The organism is Paracoccus sediminicola (assembly GCF_027912835.1).
GTDB classification, from domain to species: domain Bacteria; phylum Pseudomonadota; class Alphaproteobacteria; order Rhodobacterales; family Rhodobacteraceae; genus Paracoccus; species Paracoccus sediminicola.
Genome location: NZ_CP115768.1, coordinates 1 through 21,656 on the forward strand (window position 1 = coordinate 1; position 21,656 = coordinate 21,656).

At 61.6% G+C, this 21,656-nt stretch carries 19 protein-coding genes; 13 read left to right on the forward strand and 6 right to left on the reverse strand.

Annotated elements, in window-relative coordinates; translation table 11 throughout:
* Window positions 1–251 precede the first annotated feature (251 nt).
* From dnaA to recF, 3 genes are all read left to right on the forward strand, one after another.
* Window positions 252–1,607: a chromosomal replication initiator protein DnaA gene (dnaA, locus tag PAF18_RS00005; RefSeq protein WP_271116602.1), complete on the forward strand. Its 1,356-nt coding sequence runs from the start codon at window positions 252–254 to the stop codon at window positions 1,605–1,607.
* An 88-nt stretch (window positions 1,608–1,695) separates the two neighbouring features.
* The gene (dnaN, locus tag PAF18_RS00010) at window positions 1,696–2,814 is read left to right on the forward strand and encodes a DNA polymerase III subunit beta (RefSeq protein WP_271116603.1); all 1,119 of its coding nucleotides are present in this window, start codon (window positions 1,696–1,698) and stop codon (window positions 2,812–2,814) included.
* Window positions 2,811–3,884: a DNA replication/repair protein RecF gene (gene recF / locus PAF18_RS00015; RefSeq protein WP_271116604.1), complete on the forward strand. Its 1,074-nt coding sequence runs from the start codon at window positions 2,811–2,813 to the stop codon at window positions 3,882–3,884. The genes dnaN and recF overlap by 4 nt, the downstream gene beginning before the upstream one ends.
* A 1-nt stretch (window position 3,885) precedes the next feature.
* On the opposite strand, the gene PAF18_RS00020 is transcribed toward recF, so the two are convergent.
* A complete protein-coding gene (locus PAF18_RS00020; RefSeq protein ID WP_271116605.1) occupies window positions 3,886–5,433 on the reverse strand; it encodes a phospholipase D family protein in 1,548 nt (515 codons plus the stop codon).
* Window positions 5,434–5,597: 164 nt separating this feature from the next.
* On the opposite strand from PAF18_RS00020, the gene gyrB reads away from it, so the two are divergent.
* Together gyrB and PAF18_RS00030 are read left to right on the forward strand one after the other, a co-directional pair.
* Window positions 5,598–8,033, forward strand: coding sequence for a DNA topoisomerase (ATP-hydrolyzing) subunit B (gyrB, locus tag PAF18_RS00025; RefSeq protein WP_271116606.1), 2,436 nt, complete (start codon window positions 5,598–5,600; stop codon window positions 8,031–8,033).
* Window positions 8,034–8,212: 179 nt separating this feature from the next.
* Complete coding sequence (locus PAF18_RS00030) at window positions 8,213–8,950, forward strand: outer membrane protein (protein WP_271116607.1); 738 nt, start codon at window positions 8,213–8,215, stop codon at window positions 8,948–8,950.
* A 110-nt stretch (window positions 8,951–9,060) separates the two neighbouring features.
* Here PAF18_RS00030 and PAF18_RS00035 read toward each other — a convergent pair whose 3' ends face one another.
* The 3 genes from PAF18_RS00035 to PAF18_RS00045 all read right to left on the reverse strand — a co-directional run bounded on the left by PAF18_RS00035 (window position 9,061) and on the right by PAF18_RS00045 (window position 12,075).
* Window positions 9,061–9,990 carry a DMT family transporter gene (locus PAF18_RS00035; protein ID WP_271116608.1) on the reverse strand — a complete coding sequence of 310 codons (930 nt, stop codon included), beginning with the start codon at window positions 9,988–9,990 and terminating at the stop codon, window positions 9,061–9,063.
* A 122-nt stretch (window positions 9,991–10,112) separates the two neighbouring features.
* Window positions 10,113–10,409: an HU family DNA-binding protein gene (locus tag PAF18_RS00040; protein WP_271116609.1), complete on the reverse strand. Its 297-nt coding sequence runs from the start codon at window positions 10,407–10,409 to the stop codon at window positions 10,113–10,115.
* A gap of 187 nt (window positions 10,410–10,596) precedes the next feature.
* Window positions 10,597–12,075, reverse strand: coding sequence for an AMP nucleosidase (locus PAF18_RS00045; RefSeq protein WP_271116610.1), 1,479 nt, complete (start codon window positions 12,073–12,075; stop codon window positions 10,597–10,599).
* A gap of 112 nt (window positions 12,076–12,187) precedes the next feature.
* Here PAF18_RS00045 and PAF18_RS00050 point away from each other — a divergent pair, with 112 nt between their 5' ends.
* Together PAF18_RS00050 and PAF18_RS00055 are read left to right on the forward strand one after the other, a co-directional pair.
* Entirely contained in the window at window positions 12,188–13,177 is a 990-nt protein-coding gene (locus tag PAF18_RS00050; protein ID WP_271116611.1) for an LLM class flavin-dependent oxidoreductase, read from the forward strand.
* Between the two features lie 426 nt (window positions 13,178–13,603).
* On the forward strand, window positions 13,604–14,581 hold the full coding sequence (locus PAF18_RS00055; RefSeq protein ID WP_271118158.1) for an SDR family oxidoreductase: 978 nt from the start codon (window positions 13,604–13,606) through the stop codon (window positions 14,579–14,581).
* Between the two features lie 181 nt (window positions 14,582–14,762).
* Here PAF18_RS00055 and PAF18_RS00060 read toward each other — a convergent pair whose 3' ends face one another.
* Complete coding sequence (locus PAF18_RS00060) at window positions 14,763–15,425, reverse strand: flagellar hook capping FlgD N-terminal domain-containing protein (RefSeq protein ID WP_271116612.1); 663 nt, start codon at window positions 15,423–15,425, stop codon at window positions 14,763–14,765.
* 314 nt (window positions 15,426–15,739) lie between these two features.
* Between PAF18_RS00060 and PAF18_RS00065 the strand changes: the two genes are divergently transcribed.
* A complete protein-coding gene (locus PAF18_RS00065; RefSeq protein ID WP_271115968.1) occupies window positions 15,740–16,936 on the forward strand; it encodes an IS256 family transposase in 1,197 nt (398 codons plus the stop codon).
* Here PAF18_RS00065 and PAF18_RS00070 read toward each other — a convergent pair whose 3' ends face one another.
* Window positions 16,937–18,739, reverse strand: a complete 1,803-nt coding sequence (locus PAF18_RS00070; RefSeq protein WP_271116613.1) for a flagellar hook-length control protein FliK — start codon at window positions 18,737–18,739, stop codon at window positions 16,937–16,939.
* Between the two features lie 81 nt (window positions 18,740–18,820).
* On the opposite strand from PAF18_RS00070, the gene PAF18_RS00075 reads away from it, so the two are divergent.
* From PAF18_RS00075 to flbT, 5 genes are all read left to right on the forward strand, one after another.
* On the forward strand, window positions 18,821–19,051 hold the full coding sequence (locus tag PAF18_RS00075) for a hypothetical protein (RefSeq protein ID WP_271116614.1): 231 nt from the start codon (window positions 18,821–18,823) through the stop codon (window positions 19,049–19,051).
* A complete protein-coding gene (locus tag PAF18_RS00080) occupies window positions 19,044–19,352 on the forward strand; it encodes a hypothetical protein (RefSeq protein WP_271116615.1) in 309 nt (102 codons plus the stop codon). The genes PAF18_RS00075 and PAF18_RS00080 overlap by 8 nt, the downstream gene beginning before the upstream one ends.
* A 160-nt stretch (window positions 19,353–19,512) precedes the next feature.
* A complete protein-coding gene (locus tag PAF18_RS00085) occupies window positions 19,513–20,754 on the forward strand; it encodes a flagellin (RefSeq protein ID WP_271116616.1) in 1,242 nt (413 codons plus the stop codon).
* Between the two features lie 97 nt (window positions 20,755–20,851).
* Window positions 20,852–21,223 carry a flagellar biosynthesis regulator FlaF gene (gene flaF, locus PAF18_RS00090; RefSeq protein WP_271116617.1) on the forward strand — a complete coding sequence of 124 codons (372 nt, stop codon included), beginning with the start codon at window positions 20,852–20,854 and terminating at the stop codon, window positions 21,221–21,223.
* On the forward strand, window positions 21,220–21,621 hold the full coding sequence (gene flbT / locus PAF18_RS00095; protein ID WP_271116618.1) for a flagellar biosynthesis repressor FlbT: 402 nt from the start codon (window positions 21,220–21,222) through the stop codon (window positions 21,619–21,621). The genes flaF and flbT overlap by 4 nt, the downstream gene beginning before the upstream one ends.
* The last annotated feature ends 35 nt before the right edge of the window (window positions 21,622–21,656 follow it).

Here is a 21,656-nt window from a genome sequence, read left to right on the forward strand (position 1 = left end):
GGGAAGTCGCGTCGATCCGGTTCTGCCACCGGGCATAAGTAGATGCGATAGACGAGACCGTCCAACGGTCGAACACTGCAAGACCGAGAGGGCTGCCACCCGCTCGTCACCGTCAGTGTGTCATTGTCCGGGGCTGGTCTGGCATGGGCATTCAGCCTGACGCCAGCCCGCCCGCGGTCCTCCATTGCTATGTGGGTCCGCCTCGTCGCGCCAGCGGCGGGAAACGGGGACAAGACAACGAGACGACAAGAATGAAAGATCTATGGGATCGGGCCAGTGACAGTTTGCGTGACAGGGTTGGCAGCAATAATCACACGGCGTGGATCGCGCCGCTCGAACTGACCTCGATCGATGCCGGCGAGGCCAGCATCGCGACGCCGACGCGCTTTATCTCGGACTGGGTGCAGCGCCACTACGCCGAGGCAATCCGCGAAGCTCTGAGCCAGGCCGGCAGCCCCGTTTCGCGGTTGAAATTCAGCGTCACCGCAGCACGTAAGCCCTCATCCTCCATTGCGGCGCGCCGCAAAACCGAGCGCCCTGCCGAGGCTCAGCGCGGCGCCGAGCACGAGATCTCTGCCCCGCTCGATTCGCGTTTCACCTTCGAGAATTTCGTCGTCGGCAAACCGAACGAGCTGGCCCATGCTGCCGCCCGGCGCGTGGCCGAGGGCGGGCCTGTGACCTTCAACCCGCTGTTCCTTTATGGTGGTGTCGGTCTGGGCAAGACGCATCTGATGCATGCCATCGCGTCCGAGATCCGCAGCCGTCGCCCGGAATCGCGGGTGCTCTATCTGTCGGCGGAACAGTTCATGTATCGTTTCGTGCAGGCGCTGCGCGAGCGCACGATCATGGATTTCAAAGAGATGTTCCGCAATGTCGAGGTGCTGATGGTGGATGATGTCCAGTTCATCGCCGGCAAGGAATCGACGCAGGAGGAATTCTTCCACACCTTCAACGCGCTCGTCGATCAGGGCAAGCAGATCGTGATTTCTGCCGACCGCGCGCCGGGCGAGATCAAGGGCATGGAAGACCGCATCAAGTCGCGGCTGCAATGCGGGCTTGTCGTCGATCTGCATCCGACCGACTACGAGTTGCGCCTTGGCATTCTGCAATCCAAGGCCGATGCGTTCCGCGCCCAGTATTCGGGTCTTCAGATCGCGCCGGGTGTGCTGGAATTCCTTGCTCATCGCATCACCTCGAATGTGCGGGTGCTCGAAGGCGCGTTGCAGCGGCTCTTTGCCTTCGCCTCGCTTGTCGGGCGCGAGATCGACATGGAGCTGACCCAGGACTGCCTGACCGATATTCTGCGCGCATCGGACCGCAAGCTGTCCATCGAAGACATCCAGCGCAAGGTCGCCGAGCATTACAATATCAAGCTCTCGGATCTTGTCGGGCAGAAGCGCGTGCGCACCATCGCGCGGCCGCGTCAGGTGGCGATGTATCTGGCCAAGCAGATGACAACGCGCAGCCTTCCCGAGATCGGACGGCGCTTTGGCGGCCGCGATCACACCACCATCATGCATGGGGTGCGCAAGATCGAGGAACTCTGTGGCGAGGATCACGGTCTGGCCGAGGATGTTCAGCTTCTGCGCCGCGCCCTTGAGGCTTGATTCCGGACGCGTTTCCATCGACATTCCACGGACCGGCCACCACGCCGGATGAGGCGTGCAATCCGGCGCGCGAGACAGGGGACAGGATATGAAATTCTCGATCGAACGGGCCGATCTGGTCAAAGCCGTGGCGCAGGCGCAATCCGTGGTCGAACGCCGCCACACCATCCCGATCCTCGCCAATGTTCAGATTGAGGCAACGCCCGATGGGGTTAGCTTCCGCGCCACCGATCTCGACACCGAAGTTGTCGACCGCGCCCCGGCCCATGTCGAGCGACCCGGAGCGACGACCGTTTCGGCGCAGATGCTGAACGAGATTTCGCGCAAGCTGCCCGATGGCTCGCTTGTCAGCATTGCCGTGGACAGCGCGAATGAGCGGCTGACCGTGCAGGCGGGCCGTTCGAATTTCAGCCTTGCCACGCTGCCGACCGAGGACTTCCCGGTGATGGCAAGCTCTGAATACAGCGCCAATTTTGCCGCCCCCGCTTCGATGCTGCGCCGGCTTTTCGACAAGTCGAAATTCGCCATTTCGAATGAAGAGACCCGCTATTACCTGAACGGCGTCTATATGCATGTGACCGACTCGGAAGAAGGCAAGGTGCTGCGCTGCGTGGCGACCGATGGCCACCGCCTGGCCCGGATCGACGCGCCACTGCCCGAGGGGGCAGAGGATATGCCGGGCGTGATCGTGCCGAAGAAAACCGTGGCAGAGCTGCGCAAGCTTCTGGAAGACGATGAGGCGCAGATCGCCGTCTCTGTCAGCGAGACCAAGGTCCGCTTCGCCACGCCGAACATTACCCTCACCTCGAAGGTCATCGACGGCACCTTCCCTGACTATACACGCGTGATCCCGATGGGGAATGCCCGCAAGATGGAGGTCGATGCGAGCGACTTCGCCCGCGCGGTGGATCGCGTGGCGACGGTCAGCAGCGAACGTTCGCGCGCCGTCAAGCTGGCGCTCGACATGGATCGGGTGGTGCTGTCGGTCAACGCGCCCGATTCCGGCACCGCGGATGAAGAACTCGCCGTGGCCTATGGCGACGAGGCTTTGGAGATCGGGTTCAACGCCAAATATCTTCAGGAAATCGCGGCCCAGATCGACCGCGAGAATGCGGTCTTCATGTTCAACGGCTCTGGCGATGCGGCGCTGATCCGTGAGGGCACCGACCCTTCGGCCGTCTATGTCGTCATGCCGATGCGCGTGTGACGCTTCACCGCCTGACACTTGCCCAATTCCGATCCTGGCCGCGCCTCGAACTTGATCTCGATGCGCGGCCAGTGGCGCTTTACGGGCCGAATGGCTCGGGCAAGACCAATGTGCTGGAAGCGGTGTCGATGCTGTCGCCGGGTCGGGGCATGCGCGGCGCAGCCCCCGGCGATCAGGCGCGGCAGGGGGTCGGCGCGGGCTGGCGGATCCGGGCGCGGATCGGCGAGCATCAGGTCGAGACCACCGCGCTTCCCGGTGCCCGGCGCGAAGTCGTTCTGGATGATAAACCCTCCCCGCAGGTGACGCTTGGCAAGCTGATGCGGGTGATCTGGCTGACACCTGCGATGGATCGCGTCTGGACCGAGGCTCCCGAAGGACGCCGGCGCTTTCTCGACCGCATCACGCTGAGCTTTCATCCCGATCACGCCGAGGCGACGCTGGCCTATGACAAGGCAATGCGCGAGCGGAACCGGCTATTGCGCGAGCAGATCACCGATCCCGGTTGGTATCGCGCGCTGGAGACGCAGATGGGCGAGGCAGGCGGGCGCATCACCCGCAACAGGCTGGCCGCAATCGACGCGATCATGGCGGCGCAGGATGACGGAATCGGCTTTCCCGCCGCGCGTCTGCGGCTTTTGCCGGGCGAGGGCTTCTCCGATGATCCGAATGGCGCAGACATCGCAGGGCGGTTGGAGGCGATGCGCCCGCGCGATATCGCCGCAGGGCGCAGCCTGACCGGGCCGCATCGCGCCGATCTCGGCGCAAGCTGGGGTGCGGAGGATATGCCCGCCGCGCTATCCTCGACAGGCGAACAGAAAGCTTTGCTGCTGTCGCTGATCCTCGCCAATGCCCGCGCGCTGACCGATCAGCCGGTGGTGCTGCTGCTTGACGAGGTGGCGGCGCATCTCGATGCAGGACGCCGCGCAGCACTTTACGATCAGGTCACATCGCTCGGTGCGCAGAGCCTGCTGACCGGAACCGGGGCAGAGTTGTTCGCCGATCTGGGCGACCGCGCCCGTCGCTTGTCGGTCCGGCGCGAGGCCGGTGCGTCCAAGGCCGAAGACGTCTGATCTAAAGCAGCCACTCGATCGGCAGCACGTTCAGCACATAGACCGCAACCCGGTCCAGCAGACCCAGACCCGGCTCGCTTTCGAGCAGACGCGCGCCGCCATCCTGCCGCGGCTCGCGCCACACCATCTTGTCGTTCTCGGTCAGCATCGGCTGATAGCTGCGACCCCCCAGCCGGTCGGTCATCGCCTCGGCCCCGGTCTGCGCCATGCCGGGGCTGTCGATCAGGAACCCCATCTCGCAATTCAGCAAAGCAGAGCGTGGGTCGAAGTTGAACGACCCGATAAACAGCCGCGCATCATCCACCGAAAATGTCTTGGCATGAAGCGACGCACCGGACGAACCGATCGGACCCAGCTCGGCCTTGCCGGTCAGCGCACCCTCGCGAGGTTTCAACTCGAACAGCTCGACACCGGCTTCCAGCAACTCGCGCCGGTATTTGACATAGCCTGCGTGAACCATCGGCACATCGGTCGCCCGCCAGGAGTTTGTCAGGATGCGAACTTTGGTACCGGCGCCGGCGAGATCCGCGAAGAAACGGCTGCCCTCCTTTCCCGGCACGAAATAGGCCGAGATCAGGTCGAGATTTCGGTCCACATTGCCCAGAATATCGCTGAGCCGGGTGATCATCAGCTCGCCGCGTTCGACCTCGCCAATGCCTTTTGCGGGATCGTCGGCCACGACATCGACCTCGGTCCATTCCATCTGCGGCGCTTCGCCCCCGGCCATTCGTTCCGCCGGGGTGCGCGCGGTCTCGGCAAAGGCGCGACCGGCTTCCGAGCTGCGCGCTTCGCTCACCGCCTTGTCGAAGGCGGCCATGTCCCCGGGTCCCGGCACGACCCTGTCAAGCGCCACCACCGGCGCGCTGTTCCAGTATTCGTCAAAGATCGCCGCAGTGTCCGGCACGACCTGTCCGACCCCGAGCACATCGAGGTCGAGATAGGCCGGCGCATCGCCCACGGCGAAATATTCATTGCCGATATTGCGCCCACCGACGATGGCCGCCGCCCCGTCGACGATGAAGGCCTTGTTGTGCATCCTTCGGTTCATGCGCAGCGGATGCAGGGCGAAGCCTGCCAGCTTCGGGCGGCGGATCGGAGAGGCGTTGAACAGCCTCACCGAAAAATTCGGCAGGCCGTTCAGCGCCGCCAGCATCGGGTCCCAGCCCTCGATGCCATTATCGTCCAGCAAAAGCCGCACCCGGACCCCGCGCTCGGCGGCATCGCGCAGCGCGCTCATCAGCATCATGCCGGATTCGTCCTGGTGCCAGATATAATACATCACATCCAGCGAGCGCTCGGCCCCGTTGGCCAGCGCAATCCTGCTTTGAAGCGCCTGTGTCCCATCGGCCAGCGGGACCACGCCGCTTTGCCCCGGATGGTCGGCCGTCGCTTCCTGTGCGCGGGGGCCGAAAGTTGTCTCGGGATCGAAAGGAGTCGCGGTTTCTTTCGCCTCATCGGCGCGGGTGGGCATCGGAAAAACCAGACGTCCCAAAAGCCAGAATACGGCGATGATGAGAACGATCCAGAATATGAGCAATAACCAACGCATGACGACCTCTGACAAAATACGATCAAGCCTGTCTGGAACGCTATGGACCCACGTTGCAACAGGTCGTGCGACGCCGCCGGAAAACCACGAAATACTGTGTCTTTGCCGTGACTTTGCCGCCGCGAAAGACTATATCTTGGGCAGAATAACAGGAAAATTCAGGCATGACAGATACCGCTTCGCAACAGCCCGAATACGGCGCCGATTCCATCAAGGTTCTCAAGGGGTTGGAAGCCGTCCGGAAACGCCCGGGCATGTATATCGGCGACACCGATGACGGCAGCGGCCTGCATCACATGGTTTACGAAGTCGTCGACAATGGCATCGACGAGGCTCTGGCAGGTCATGCCGATTACGTGCATGTGAAAATCCATTCCGATTCCAGCGTCTCGGTGCGCGATAACGGACGCGGCATCCCGGTCGAGATGCACAAGACCGAGGGCGTCTCGGCGGCCGAGGTCATCATGACCCAGCTTCATGCAGGCGGGAAGTTCGACCAGAACAGCTATAAGGTCTCGGGCGGTCTGCACGGCGTCGGGGTTTCGGTGGTGAATGCGCTGTCCGACTGGCTGGAGCTACGCATCTGGCGCAACGGCAAGGAACATGTCGCGCGCTTCGAAAAGGGCGAAACCGCCGAGCATCTGAAGGTCGTCGGCGACGCACCCGATCAGAAAGGGACCGAGGTGCGTTTCCTTGCCTCGTCCAAGGAAAACGACGAAAGCGGCACTTTCTCCAATCTCGATTTCAGCTTCAAGACGCTGGAAAACCGGCTGCGCGAGCTCGCCTTCCTCAATTCCGGCGTGCGCATCATCCTCGAGGATGAGCGCCCGGCAGAACCGCTGAAGACCGAGCTTTACTATGAAGGCGGCGTCCGCGAATTCGTGAAGTTCATCGACCGCTCGAAAACGGCGGTCATGGAAGAGCCGATCTTCATTGAGGGCGAGCGTAACGGCATCGGCGTCGAGGTGGCGATGTGGTGGAATGACAGCTACCACGAAACCGTGCTGCCCTTCACCAACAACATTCCGCAGCGCGATGGCGGCACCCATCTGGCGGGCTTCCGGGGGGCGCTGACGCGGGTGATCTCGCGCTATGCGCAGGATAGCGGTATTGCCCGACGCGAAAAGGTGGATTTCACCGGCGACGATGCGCGCGAGGGGCTGACCTGCGTGCTGTCGGTCAAGGTGCCGGACCCGAAGTTTTCCAGCCAGACCAAGGACAAGCTGGTCTCCTCCGAGGTGCGCCCGGCGGTCGAGGGTCTGGTGGGCGAGAAACTGGCCGAGTGGTTCGAGGAAAATCCGAACGAGGCCAAGCAGATCGTCGGCAAGATCATCGAGGCCGCGCTGGCGCGCGAGGCCGCGCGCAAGGCGCGCGAACTGACCCGCCGCAAGACCGCGATGGATGTCGCAAGCCTGCCCGGCAAGCTGGCCGATTGTCAGGAAAAGGACCCGGCCCTGTCCGAGCTGTTCATCGTCGAGGGTGACTCGGCCGGTGGCTCGGCCAAGCAGGGGCGTTCGCGCAAGAACCAGGCGGTGCTGCCGCTGCGAGGCAAGATCCTGAACGTGGAACGCGCGCGCTTCGACCGGATGCTGTCGTCGGAAACCGTCGGCACGCTGATCACCGCGCTTGGCACCGGGATCGGGCGGGACGAGTTCGACCTTTCGAAACTGCGCTATCACAAGATCGTCATCATGACAGACGCCGATGTCGATGGCGCGCATATCCGCACGCTGCTGCTGACCTTCTTCTTCCGCCAGATGCCCGAGCTGATCGAGCACGGGCATCTCTATATCGCGCAGCCGCCTCTGTATAAGGTCGGGCGCGGGCGGTCCGAGGTCTATCTCAAGAATGAGGCGGCGCTCGAGGATTATTTGATCCAGCAAGGGGTGGACGGCGCGGCGCTGCGGCTGGCATCGGGTGAATCGATCACCGGCAACGACCTGCTGCGCGTCATCGAGGAAGCCCGGACCGCGCGCCGCATCCTGCGCGCCTATCCGACCCATTACCCGCCCCATATCACCGAACAGGCAGCGATCGCCGGCGCTCTCGTGCCGGGCCGCGTCGATCAGGACGCCGCAGGGGTGGCGACGGCGGTCGCGCAGCGTCTCGATGACGTGGCCGAGGAATATGAGCGTGGGTGGACCGGCCGCCCGACCCAGGATGGCGGCATCCGCATGACCCGCCAGCTTCGCGGCGTCGAAGAGGCGCGGACGCTGGACGGCCCGATGCTGCGTTCGGCGGAATCGCGACGTCTGGGCGAGATGACGCAGGCCTTGCAGGATGTCTATTCCCGCCCGGCTGCCTTGGTGCGCAAGGACCGCGAGATCGCGATCCATGGCCCGCTCAGCCTATTGTCGGCAATCTTCCTCGAAGGCGAAAAGGGCCTGTCACTTCAGCGCTACAAGGGGCTGGGCGAGATGAACCCGGAGCAACTCTGGGAAACCACGCTCGATCCTCAGGCGCGCACCATGCTGCAGGTGAAGGTGGACGACGTCTCGGATGCCGAGGATATCTTCACCAAGCTGATGGGCGATCTGGTCGAGCCGCGCCGCGAATTCATACAGCAGAACGCACTCAGCGTCGAGAATCTCGATATCTGACCCGCGGATTGCGGATTGGTTAAGTCTGACAACATTGTGTCAATCCTGCCGCAGTTTGAGGGCAGGATTGGCACAGAAGCCACGCCTGTCCGTTAGACAGATTGCCGTGAAAACGGTCACGCCATATCGTGTCAGAAGATATTCACCGAGAGTTCGGCTCTCTGTCCGTGGAGTTATTCATGAAAAGAACCCAGTTCGCCCTGTCCGCTCTGACCGCCAGCTTCGCGGCGTCGGCGGCGCTCGCGGGCGGTTACATCGCCCCCCTCGTCGAAACCGAAGTCACGCCGGTCGTCGTCAGTGAGCCGCTCAGCTGGCAGGGCGCCTATGTCGGTGGCACGCTTGGCTATGGGTTCGCCGGCGATGATGAGGTCGGCATCGGGCAAGGGCAGGATTTCGTCTATACGACGCCTGATACGCTCGAACTCAGCGGCGCAGCCTATGGGTGGCGGCTCGGTTATCGGATGCAGCGGACCGGAGCCGCGCGCGACTGGGTCTTCGCGGGGGAGCTTGGCTATGAAGCCGGCGGTATCAGCGACGAGTTCGATACCGCAGGTTATGAAGCGTCGAACGAGATTAGCAATGTCCTGTCGCTGCGGCTTAAATCCGGTGTGCTGAACCAGGCAAAGAACACCTGGTTCTATGGGATTGCCGGGATCAGCCAGGCTGATTTCGACTATCAGATCAGTGGCACGAACGGCGCGGCGGGCGCAGTCGATATCGACGAAAGCGGCAAGTCCGCGACCGGTTATATTCTCGGGCTCGGCATCGAGCGCAAGCTTTCGGCGGACTGGTCCGTGACGGGCGAGTGGGAATACCACAATTACGGCAAAGAGCATCTCGAGGACGTGAACGGCAAATCGACCGAGGCGACGCCAGACTGGCAACAGCTCAAGCTGGGTCTGAACTATCAGTTCTGAGCGGCCGTCCCTGATGCCCGATCATGGCCGCGCTCATTCGGGCGCGGCTTTTTCTTCCGCGCCAGCCTGACAGGAGATCCGCAGAGCGTCGCGCCACTGGTCGCCGCGCCTCAGGATCGTGGTGCGGCCTGCTTTGCATCGGCGTCTTGGGGTCGCGAGGGCGGGGTCTGCACCACTGGCAGCCGCGCCATTTGCACCATCAGGATGCCCGCCGCCACGATACATGCCCCGATCACATCAATCAGGCCAAAGCGTTCGCCCAGGAAAATCGCGGCGATGGTCACGCCGAAGATCGGAGACAGAAAGTGAAAGGTTGCCGCCCGGACCGCGCCGATGCGGTTCACCAGCAGGAACCAGATGAACGTCGCGGCCAGCCCCGGCGCGGCAACGGTATAGAGAAACGCGAATAGCAGCGTCCAGCTCCATGCGATCTCGCGGCCCCATTCCATCACAACTGCGGGAACCGCCAGCGCCACCGCGCCCACCGCCATTTGCAGCCCGACAATCATCAGCATGTTGCGGCTGCCGCTCGTGCCGCGCACCACCAGCGTCGCCACGGTCAGTGCCACAACGGCGATCAGGCACAGCGCCACGCCGAACGGGTCAAGTCCGTCTTGCAACCGCACACCCATGATCAGCACGACGCCGATCACGCCGAGGATCAGCCCGGCCACCGCGATGGGGCGCAGCCGCTCACCCAGCCAGACCCAACCGAAGAATGCCACCAAGAGGGGCATCATCGACGCAATGATCGCCGCAGCCGAGGCCTCGACCGTCTGCATGGCGATCCAGTTCAGCCCCAGATAAAGCGCATTCTGAGCAATGCCGAAGACGATCAGAACGCGCCATTCATTACGGCTGAGACGCCAGCTCTGACCCATGGCGCGGGCGATCAGGATGCCGATCACGGCAGACAGAGCGAAGCGGATAACCAGCGCCGTCAGCGGCGGCGCGGCGGTCACGATGACACGCGTCGAGGTGAAGGCCGACGCCCACATGAAGGCGAAGGCGAGCCCCATTAAGACGGATCTGATATCCATTTCCGACCCCGCTTCACTGACGCTGTGACCATAGGCGCGTGGCGGGGTATCCACCAGACCCCGCGGCTGCAAAAGAAAAAGGCCGCCTCGAAAGGCGGCCTCAGGATCTCGTCCGATGCCGATCAGGCGTTGACGCTGTCCTTGAGCGCCTTGGCGACGGTGACCTTGACCTGCTTGTCGGCCGGCTTGGTCATCATTTCCTGGGTCTGCGGGTTGCGGACCTGACGCTCGGGGCGGGCGCGGCAGGCAACCTTGCCGATGCCCGGAAGGGTCACGGCGCCGCCATTGGAAACTTCACGGGTTACCACAGCCGCAATCGCGTCCAGAGCGGCGGCGGCGGATTTCTTGTCGCTGCCCATCTCTTCGGCGAGCGTGGCGACGAATTGCGTCTTGGTCATCGGCTTGACGGCTTGAGCCATTTATCTGTCTCCTCGTTGCCCCAATCTGGGGAAGTCCATGACCGCTTTCATGCGGCATGGAACTGCTACACTAGGTTTTTCAGGATAATTCAACTGTTTTTCTAAGCTTGCGCCGCGCAATCCGGCAGAAACGGCCCATTCTGACGCGAATTCGAGGATGACGCAGCGTCAATTGGCTGCCTTGCGCTCAGAGGAACGCGGTTTCGGCGAAAGATCGCAGCTTGCGAGAGTGGATCCGCTCCAGCGGCATATCGCGCAGCTTTTCCATCGCGCGCACCCCGATGAGCAAATGGTTGGCAACTTGTGTGCGATAGAAGTCGGTGGCCATGCCTGGCAGTTTCAGCTCGCCATGCAGAGGCTTGTCCGACACGCAGAGCAGTGTGCCATAGGGGACGCGGAAGCGAAAACCGTTCGCCGCGATGGTGGCGCTTTCCATATCCAGCCCGATGGCGCGGGAAAGTGACAACCTGTGGATCGGGCCCGACTGATCGCGAAGCTCCCAGTTACGGTTGTCGATCGTGGCCACCGTGCCGGTGCGCATGATCCGCTTCAGCTCATAGCCGTCCAGCTTCGTGACCTCGGCGACGGCTTCCTGCAATGCGACCTGAACCTCGGCCAGCGCCGGGATCGGCACCCAGACGGGCAGGTCGTCGTTCAAAACATTATCCTCGCGAAGATAGGCATGGGCGAGCACGAAATCCCCGAGGCTCTGTGAATTGCGCAGCCCCGCACAATGCCCGACCATCAGCCAGGTATGCGGTCGCAGCACCGCGATATGGTCGGTCGCGGTCTTGGCGTTGGACGGGCCGACGCCGATATTGACCAGCGTGATGCCCTGATTGCCGGCGCGCTTGAGGTGATAGCTCGGCATTTGCGGCATTTTCGCCAGCGGGATCAGCTCTCCATCGGATCGGCCGATGATCTGGTTCCCCGGCGCGACGAACTCGGTATAGCCCGAAGCCGGATCGTCCAGAACGCTGCGCGCAAAGGCCTCGAACTCGTCCACATAGAACTGATAATTGGTAAACAGGACGAAGTTCTGGAAATGCGCCGGATCGGTCGCGGTGTAATGGGCCAGCCGGGCGAGCGAATAATCCACGCGCTGCGCGGTAAAAGGCGCGAGATCCTGCGAGCCGTCGGCGTAAGGCTCGGCCACACCGTTTACGATGTCGTCATTCACCGTATTCAGATCTGGCACGTCGAACACATCGCGGAGGCTGAAATTCAGCACCCCCTCCTGCGGGACGTTCAAATCCGTTCGCGTGGCAACGGCGAAATGCACCGGCATCGGCGTGTCGCTATAGCCCACGGCGATGGGCGTATCGTGGTTCTTCATCAGCAGACCAAGCTGCTCTTCGAGGTAATTCGCGAAAAGCTCTGGTCGCGTGATCGTCGCCGAATAGCTGCCGGGCATGGTGACATGGCCGAAGGAAAGCCGCGAATCCGTCTTGCTGTGGCTGGTCGTGGTCAGTCGAACCTCGGGGTAAAACGCCCGATAGCGGGCCTTTGGCCGCTCGCCGCCCAGACAGGCCACGAAGCGTTCGGTCAGAAAGCCTGAGGCCCGGTCATACAGCTCGGCGAGCCGTTGCACCGCAGCTTTCGGATCACTGAAATAATCCCGCTCGACCGCATCCGGCGTCTCGAGGGGCAGAAAATCGTCGTTCATCAGTTGCCTCGCGTTTCATCCGACAGTGCCAGCGCAAGGCGACACTGGCAAGACGGCGGGCGAGTACATAGATCAGGATCACGCCCGAACGATCTTACGAAAGCCGGTCTCCATGCGCTATTCCATTCTTGATCTCGCCCCCGTGCCCGAAGGCTCCTCCACCGCCGAGGCCATCGCCGACAGCGTCGCGCTCGCAAGGATGGCTGACGGGCTGAACTATCACCGTTATTGGCTGGCCGAGCATCACAACATGATCGGCATAGCCTCGGCCGCGACCTCTGTGATGATCGGACATATTTCTGCCCAGACATCGCGTATCCGCGTCGGTGCCGGGGGGATCATGTTGCCCAACCATTCGCCGCTGTCGATTGCCGAGCAGTTCGGCACGCTCGCCACGATTTACGGAGACCGCATCGATCTTGGCCTTGGGCGGGCCCCGGGTGGCGACGGCGCCGTCTTCCGTGCGCTGCGCAAGACGCCCGACATGGCTGAAAATTTTCCGCATGATGTGGTTGAGCTGATGGGCTATCTGGCGGAAAGCCAGCCGAACGCGCAGGTCGTGGCACATCCCGGGCAAGGGACGAATGTGCCGGTCTGGATACTGGGTTCGTCGCTGTTCGGCGCACAGCTTGCCGCGATGCTGGGGCTTCCCTACGCTTTCGCCTCGCATTTCGCGCCCGGCGCGCTGGACGAGGCGCTGCAGGTTTATCGCGAGCGTTTCGAGCCTTCGGGCCGCCCCGGGGCCGAGACCGGTCCGCATTTCATGTTGGCCGTCAACGTCATTGCCGCCGACACGGACGAGACGGCGCATTATCTTCATTCCAGCCAGAAGCTGGCCTTTGCGCGACTTCGCAGCGGCCGACCGGGAAGGTTGCCGAAGCCGACGCGCGATCTGTCCGAGATCACCCCACAAATCGGGCGGATGGTTGGCCAGGCGCTGCGCGTCAGCGCGGTCGGCAGTCCGGTGACGCTGCGGCAAGAGCTGTCGGATCTGATCGCGCAATATCGACCCGACGAGTTGATTCTGACCGGCCAGATCCATGATCCGGAAGCGCGCCAAACATCCTTTCGCCTTGCCGCCGAGGTTTTGGAGGATCTTTAAGGGAGTCCTGCCACAGTCTGACACTCTCCAAATTTCATTGGGAATGTAGGGCATGATCGCAGTGGGGTATGGCGTGTCACTGCTGATCGAACCAAATCGAGGCTGGTTTTCTGAGAATGACCGCGATCGGCGGTGGTGATCTGAATTCGCTAGGTGGAGAGGCGCACGCCGTGCGTCATCGGAAGCTGGCTTCTCGCGCGTTACGCGGTCACCGCCTCTCGGCGACTGCGTAGCATTGCGTTCAGGATTGAGATGTCGTGACGCTATCCGAATCCCCGCCGCAGAATCTTTCGCGGCGATCAACCTGCCCATCCTGCCCGGCGAACTTGTCAAGCTCGAAGGATGAAGCCAGAGCATCGAAAGGGCCGACGAGCTGATCTTCGCGAGCGGACGACGGATGCTGCCGCAAAAGGAACCGTGCCGCCTATGAACATCCTCATTCTTGGACATGGCTATTCTGCCTCTGCCCTGACGCCACGCCTGGTGGATGCTGGATGGCATGTTGTCGGAACAACGCGCGGCGATCCTGAGCGTGTTGTCGCGGCGGGGGCCGAGCCGCTGCTGTGGCCCGGTGACGACGCGCGGCTGCGAACAGAGATCGCCGGCGCCGACGCGATCCTGACCTGCGTGGCGCCCGACAGTCAGCTGGATCTGACCAACGAGGTCGCGCCTATCACCAGGAATCGGCACGAATCCACCGTTGCGGCGAGTTTTGCGCTGGATCCAGTACTGCGTTGTTTTTCGGAGAGCTTGCGTTCCGCACCGGCCAGATGGGTTGGCTATCTTTCCTCGACCAGCGTCTACGGCGATCACGGCGGCGCTTGGGTGGATGAAGCCACACCACCCACCCCTTCGTCGCCGCGCGCGGCGGCTCGGCTCGCGGCAGAGCATGCGTGGTCCGATCTTGCCCGCGACGCGGTATGGCCGCTGATCATCTTCCGCTTGGCGGGTATCTATGGTCCAGGGCGCGGCCCGCTTGCAAAGCTGCGGCGCGGGACGGCGCGGCGGATCGTCAAGTCGGGCCAGGTCTTTTCTCGTGTCCATGTCGAGGATATCGCCGGGGCGATTCTCGCATCCCTCCAACAGGTTTTCGGCGACGTAGGGGCTACGGTGGATACCGGCCAAAATGGCCGAAGCGTTTCGATCTACAATCTCTGCGACGACGCCCCCGCAGCGCCGGAGGAAACCCTCGAGGCCGCCGCTCGGCTGCTTGGGGTTGAGCCTCCGCCGAAGGAAGCCTTTGAAACTGCCGATCTGAGCCCTATGGCGCGCAGTTTTTATGGTGACTCCAAACGGGTCAGCAACGCACGGTCTAGGCAGGAGCTCGGCTATTGCTATGAATATCCGGATCTGAAAAGCGGGCTTGCCGCGATCCTTCGCGACGAGATGCCCACAACTCGCTGACGCATCGGGCTGGAGATTCGATCTCATCCGGTAGTAAGACCTGTCGAAATCGCGTCGCCCTGCGGCCTCGTGTTGTCGCGCTCCATCGGCTTGATCTGCCCAGGATCTGATTGCTGACAGACGACGCCGTCGTAAGATATCCGTCCAACTGCGTTGGGGCCGAACTGCGTAGGGTTGCAGGTTACATCGCAAGCGCATCGACCTCATCCAGCGTCGCCATCGCACCGCCACTGAGCACGAAGGAGACGCCGCGATCGCCCATCTGAATTTCCTGCACCGCGCTATAGCTAGGTACGTCACTGCGAGCGATGACCTCGCCGCCGCGCATGCTCTCCAGCGAAAAGCGATACAGGCCCTGCGGAAGGCGGTCGCCGCCAGCGTCTCTGCCGAACCATTCGACTGTGCCCGCGCCGGTACCGATATCCTCTCGGCTGATCTCACGCCCATATTGGTCCGTTGCGACGAGAATAACCTCGTCCGCCGCAGGATCTGGCTGAATCTCCATGGTAAGAGGCTGCTCGCCGAAATACACCTCACCCGTGGTCCGCACCTTTTTTCCGATCCAGTCAGAATAGCCTGAAAGAGCGCCTGCACCGCTTTGCCCGGCGATCTTTTCAAGGAGGTCGTTTGTCTTCACCTGCTGTTCGACCCCGGAGAATGTGGCAAGCTGAACAGCGAAATCCGCGCCCTCCATCGGGTTCATAGGGTCCTGGTTCTTGATCTGCGCGGTCAGCATTTTCAGAAAAGTCTCGAAATCACCACCCGCGAAGCTTGCCTTGCTTGGGGGGCTCGCCGTCGGGGGCGGGGCGACGGCAGGTGCGGCTGTCGGATTGGTGGTCACCATCTTCAGTTTCCTTTCTTGTGCGTTCAAAGACGCAATTCCAGGCGCCGCCCCGGCGAAGGCGTGCTTGGCCTGGCGGCGTCCGTTGGCATCGGGAGGGCGGTTTCCGCTAATATTCTCGCTTCGTCGGGGGCGCCGCGACGCGCTGTTTGAGCATGCTGTTGATGTCCTTGGTAGTGCCCCACCGGTTGGTGTAGGAGGCCGCGCGCGGAGCCCCTGGCGTAGCGCAGCGCGCGGCCGGGTGTGACGCTGGCGGCCATCGTCGATCTTCGGGCAGGTTCGGGTTGCGAGACCTTGAACCAAGAACGGAGATGACGATGACCGACGACAGAATGACGCTGATCGAGCTGGTTGAGAAGCAGGCTGACGGCGACCTCGTCCGCGAGATGCTGGCCTTCGCGGCCGAGCGGATCATGGAAGCGGAGGTAGAAGAGCGAACCGGCGCCGCGAAGGGCGCACGTTCGCCCCTGCGGGAGGTTCAGCGGAACGGCTACCGGGACCGGGACTGGGACACCCGTGCCGGGCGGATCGCGCTGGAGATCCCGAAACTGAGAAAAGGGAGCTACCTGCCCAGCTTCCTGGAGCCGCGCCGCACAGCCGAGAAGGCGCTCGTGGCGGTGATTCAGGAGGCCTACGTCCAAGGTGTTTCCACGCGCTCCGTGGACGATCTGGTGAAGGCCATGGGCGCGGGCGGCATGTCGAAGAGCCAGGTCAGTCGCCTCTGCGTCGAAATCGACGAGCGGGTGAACGCCTTCCTCTCTCGCCCGCTGGAAGGAGCCTGGCCGTATCTCTGGCTCGACGCGACCTACGTGAAGGTGCGTGAGGGCGGACGGATCGTCAGCCGCGCTGTGATAATCGCCGTCGCGGTCAACGAGGACGGCAAGCGCGAGGTTCTCGGCGTCGCCACCGGTCCTTCCGAAGCAGAAACGTTCTGGACCGACTTCCTGCGCTCTCTCGCAGACCGTGGCCTGCGCGGTGTGAAGCTGGTCGTAGCCGATGACCACAAGGGGCTGCGGGCTGCTGCGCGGCGAGTGTTCGATGCAACGCACCAGCGCTGTCGCGTTCACTGGATGCGCAACGCGCTCGCCCATGCTCCGACCAAGCAGCGCACGGCTGTGGCAGCCATGCTGAAGACGATCTTCGCCCAGGAAAACAAGGCGGATGCCGAAGCCCAATGGGAGGTCGTCGCGGACGCACTGCGCGAGAAGCAGGCGAGGCTCGGCACCCTCATGGACGTCTCGCGCGACGACGTGCTCGCCTACATGGATTTTCCCCGCGAGCACTGGGCTCAGATCGCGTCGACAAATCCACTGGAGCGGGTGAACCGGGAGATCAAGCGCAGGTCTGACGTCATCGGCATCTTCCCGAACGACGAGGCAATCATCCGGCTCGTCGGCGCGCTGATGCTTGAAACCAATGACGAATGGACGGTTGCGCGGAGATATATGTCTCTTGAAAGCCTCGCGCGCGTCACCGACAATCCCGACATCAGGCTGTCCGCCGTGGCGACCTGATCAGCTTTGGACCTCTCCGAAGGTCGGCGCTCTTACACCATCCCCCGGGGCACTACCATGTCCTTCACGAAAGCCGATCAGAGCATCGCCGATGCCCGCTTGAGCAAGTTCAGTCGACAGCATCTCGGCGTTGCGGCGTAGCATTGCCAGCGTCTCTGGTCGGTCCGCCGCGACCGTGACAGACAGGCCGCTTTCTGTCTGGGAGAATGCAAAATGCACCCTTCCCAATTCTTCTGGCGCGAGCAACAGTTCCGTTTCTCCGGTCCGGAACGGCGAGAGAGAGATCATTTCGGCAATTTGACGCGTCACCGGCGGTGGCGGCGTGGAGACCGTCGAAGCTGCCGCCGATGGTGACGTCGGCTGGCGAGGCGGGGAATCATGCCCCACCACCGCCGCCAGCAGATCCTCATCGACCTGATGCTGCAGGTCCGGCCGGCTGCGTCCGGTGATCCAGGGAGCAGTGCTTGCTTCGCTCTGCTTGGCAGAATTGATTGAGCTCACGGTCGGATTGGATGCAGTTTTCTGTGACACAAGACCCGACGCCAGATACGCGCCACTCTTTTCCGAGTCAGAGACGATGAAGCGCTCATTTTCACCAGCAATCGCAGTCTTGAATTGTGACGACGAGCCAGTTGACGACGTATGATAATTCGAAAGCCTCTCGACATCTGACGCGCCGACGGGCTCCAGGGCACTGTCGTTCGGCCCCCGAAGCTGAGCTGAACGCGACGTCTGCGCGGTGCCATAGGTCGTCCTAACCGTCTCGGGTTGATCATCCATGACCAAGACGGATCGCAAATCTGCAGTTTGATTTTTGGTGTGAATTGAATCGCTCAGGTTCCTCTGCTGGAACAGCGAAAATTTATCGGGGGACTGGTGAACTGTTGCATTCGATGCTGATCGCCAAGCGCCGTCCGCCGTCTCTATCTTGGACCGCGCGTACAGAGCTGCATCTGAAAAAACGGGGCTGGCTGCGGTTTCGTCTTCTAGGACAGTGGCCTTCGTGATTTGCTGCGGCGGAAAGCCCATCTCGACCCCGGAGTTGCGCATCGCTTCGGTGCTGGCTAGACCCGGATTGCTGTCAATTGCGATAGCCGATTGAGACAAGATTGGCTGACGAACGTCGACGCTGAGCGGCACGCGCCTTTCGTTCATTGCTGCAGTACCGGCAACACTCCGATCAGCATGCAAGCGTTGCCCAGCGGGATCTTGCGCTGCCATTCGCTCGGATACTCTGCCGCTGAGGAGGGCGGCGGGCGTAGCCAATTTCTCTCTCGGGTATTCCGAGGAGGCATCGGAGACCTGACGCTCTTCCGAGAAAGCGCCGAAGCCGCTGTCTTTTTGCCACAGTAGCGTAACCGATATTGGCTTGATTCTTGTGGCGCCCGAACCAATGTCGTTCTGCATCGGCGGCTGATCAGCCGACGCGCGAACAGACGTTTCTTCCGGTCCTTTTTCACTCTCTTCAGAATGAGCTCCTTTTTCCGGATCTTCCATGTGGCCAGCGGCCACGCGCGGGATTAACCACGGCTGCTCGTCTTCAAAATCCGTAGGTTCCAACCCAGAGGGTCCCTCAGGCGGGGCATCGCTAGCCTCGTTCCCAGCCTCTTCTAGCCCGGCGGGATAAGCCCCATCCACAGGCGCGACCGTCGCGGCAACTGGGAAGGTTGATGCAGGGTCGCCAATACTCCATCGGTCGGACATTTCGGCGAAGATAATGCCCTGCCCCAGCCCCATTACGCCAGCCTTCCGCAAGGGTTGCAAAAGGGCAATCGTCGTAGAGGGGGTGATTCGTATCTCCATGAATCTTTACTAGACGATTTCAGTTACCGAATATTTACCGCCGCCAGCTTATCTAAAGAAGATCTCGATTCGGAGTAAGTAATGATAGTCGAAAAAAACACCGCATTTTATGCAAGACTTGATCGGTCAGCGCAGAAGCTGGATCAACTGCTTCTGGAAAACTTGCTTCAATGTGTCCGGTCCGATTCAGGCAAATCAGAATTTTCTGGCGGCATTGGTGAACAGCAATTTCAGTCCTATCTGAATCGCGAATATGCCAAAATGCTCGCCGTGCGCTTCAATCCTGGTCAGGAACCAGCCAAAAATGACTGACGCTGAAGCGGTGATCGAGGAGGCGACCAAGGCGCTGATCTCCGGCGATCACAAAAGGGCGTTTGATTCCCTCTCTGGGCTGGAAAAGTTGGTAAATGCGCGACCAGAAATGCTTGATGAGCATCTCAGCGACGCTCTCGCGCATGTGGCACAGCTGGTTCGAGCTGCGATGAGTGGGATGAATGACGCCCGCCAGTTGATTGGTCGGGCACAAAGCGATGCGGACCATGTTTGCACTTATGATAAAAAAGGAAACTCAGCAAAGCTAAGGGTTGTGAAAGGGGCTATAGGAAGATTTTGAATTAAATAAACGGCGAAGAGCTCTGGAAAAATGGATGAGATTAGGGAAAGAATAATTTTGAGCTGGTAGAAACGGCTTCGTGCGGAAAAGCACAGGGCTTCGCCCGCGGTCAGAATGGCCCCCTACGAAACGGCAGATGCCATTCTTATTGGAGGACGATATGTCCAGTATTCTCACGAATAACGGCGCGATGGTCGCGCTGCAGACCCTCAAGGGGATCAATGCTAGCCTGGCAAAAACCCAGGACCAGATCTCAACCGGCAAAACCATCAATTCGTCAAAGGATAACGCGGCGATCTGGGCCATCTCGAAGACAATGGAATCGGATGTTGCTTCGTTCAAAACCATCGACCAGACGCTCGCCCTCGGAGAATCGACCGTGGCCGTTGCCCGAGCCGCTACCGAGTCGATCACCGACCTTCTGAACAAGATCAAGACGAAGGTGATCTCTGCTCAGGAGGCAGGGACCTCGGCCGAAGACCGCAAGAAAATCCAGGAAGACATCAACGCGCTGAAGCAATCCATCGCTTCGGCAGTAAACTCTGCGCAATTCAGTGGCAAAAACCTGATTAACGGCACCACGACCAGTCCGATGAAGGTGATGTCGTCGCTGGATCGCAGCCTGGACGGGTCGGTGTCTGTTGGCACCATCGACGTGCAGACATTCGATCTTCGTATGAGTGATGCGGCGCCGGGAGGTGCGGTCACCGGTCTCAGCGCGACTGCAACGGCGACCGATGGCGGGGGCGCTGTCAACATCGGCTCGGCTCTGGGCTTCCAGGGCGGGTCGGGTGCGATCGCGGCCAACGATCCTTTGGCTGACCCAAGCAATGGCACCTCGCTTCTTGCAGGCGACGTCATTGAAATCACGGTCGATAGCGACAGCTTCAGCTATACCGTTCAGGAAGGTGACACTGCCGCTGAGATCCTTACCGGCCTGAACGCCGCCAAGACGACGGCAGGTGTCGGCGGCACGCTGACGCAGAGCGCTGGCCAGTTGAGCTTTGACGCCGGAACCGGTTCGGGCGACATGGCGGTGTCGCTGTCCTCCTCGCGAACTCCCGCTGGCGGAGGGACCGGAGGTCTCGCCGATCTTGAAACACTCGACGTAACCGTGGACGGGGGTGCAGAAGCGGCCCTGGATTCGATCGAAGGTCTGATTCAGGTCGCCGTGGATGCAACCGCAACCTTCGGTTCAGCCCAAGGCCGCTTCGAGACGCAACGCGATTTCATCGGCAAGTTGACCGACTCGATGCGTTCGGGCATCGGCGCTCTGGTCGACGCCAATATGGAAGAGGCCTCGGCGCGCTTGCAGGCATTGCAGGTTCAGCAGCAGTTGGCAACGCAGTCGCTTTCCATCGCGAACCAAGCGCCGCAGGCTCTGCTGTCGCTGTTCCGTTAAGATAGAATGGGGCGCTTTCGGGCGCCCCTCTCGTTTGCCCGCACGCAACGGGCATCTGTCTGGAAAGGCTAGACAGAATTTTTTAGAGAGATCCTGAATGAATGCACTCGAAACGCGCGGCTACTCCTCAGCTCTCACGCAGGTCGAAACGGATCGCGAAGCTGAAGCGCGGCTGCTGTCGCGCCTGAACGCGGATCTTGCGCGAAGCGCGTCGGACGTCGCGCGCAATTACCCCGCCTTTACGCGTGCGCTGCATGCGAACGAACGATTCTGGGTCCAGTTGGCGACCGATCTGGCACATGATGACAATCGGCTGCCGGGTGAAATGCGCGCGGCGCTGATCTCATTGGCTGGGTTTGTGATCGCGCACAGCGCCAAGGTCCGAAGCGGCGCGGCCTCGGCACAGGCGTTGACGGACCTGAACCTCGCCATCATTAGGGGACTGTCCGGACAGGAGCGCATAGGATGAGCGGGCTGGTTCTGAAACTCGCGCCGAATGAACGGTTGCTGATCAACGGCGCAGTTATCGAAAACGGCGCCCGTCGTACCCGGCTTTCGATCAAGACCGCTGAGGTGAATATTCTTCGGCTGCGCGACGCCATTCATCCGGATGAGGCGCGCACACCCGTTTCCCGCGCCTGTTATGAGGCACAGCTGGTGCTCTCGGGTGATCGCGACGCAGATCAGGGGCGGCAGCTTCTTCTGCAGCATCTCGAACAGATTTCCCAGGTTTTCGAAGATCGCGACAGCCGCAAGCTGCTGGCCGACGCAACTGAGAGCGTTCTGAGCCAGAAATTCTATCCGGCACTGAAGGCGCTGCGCGACCTTCTCCCGCGCGAGGCGCGGCTGATCGGGGCGGGTAGATGAGCTATCAGGTCCAGATCGGCTCTGGCGGGCTCTCG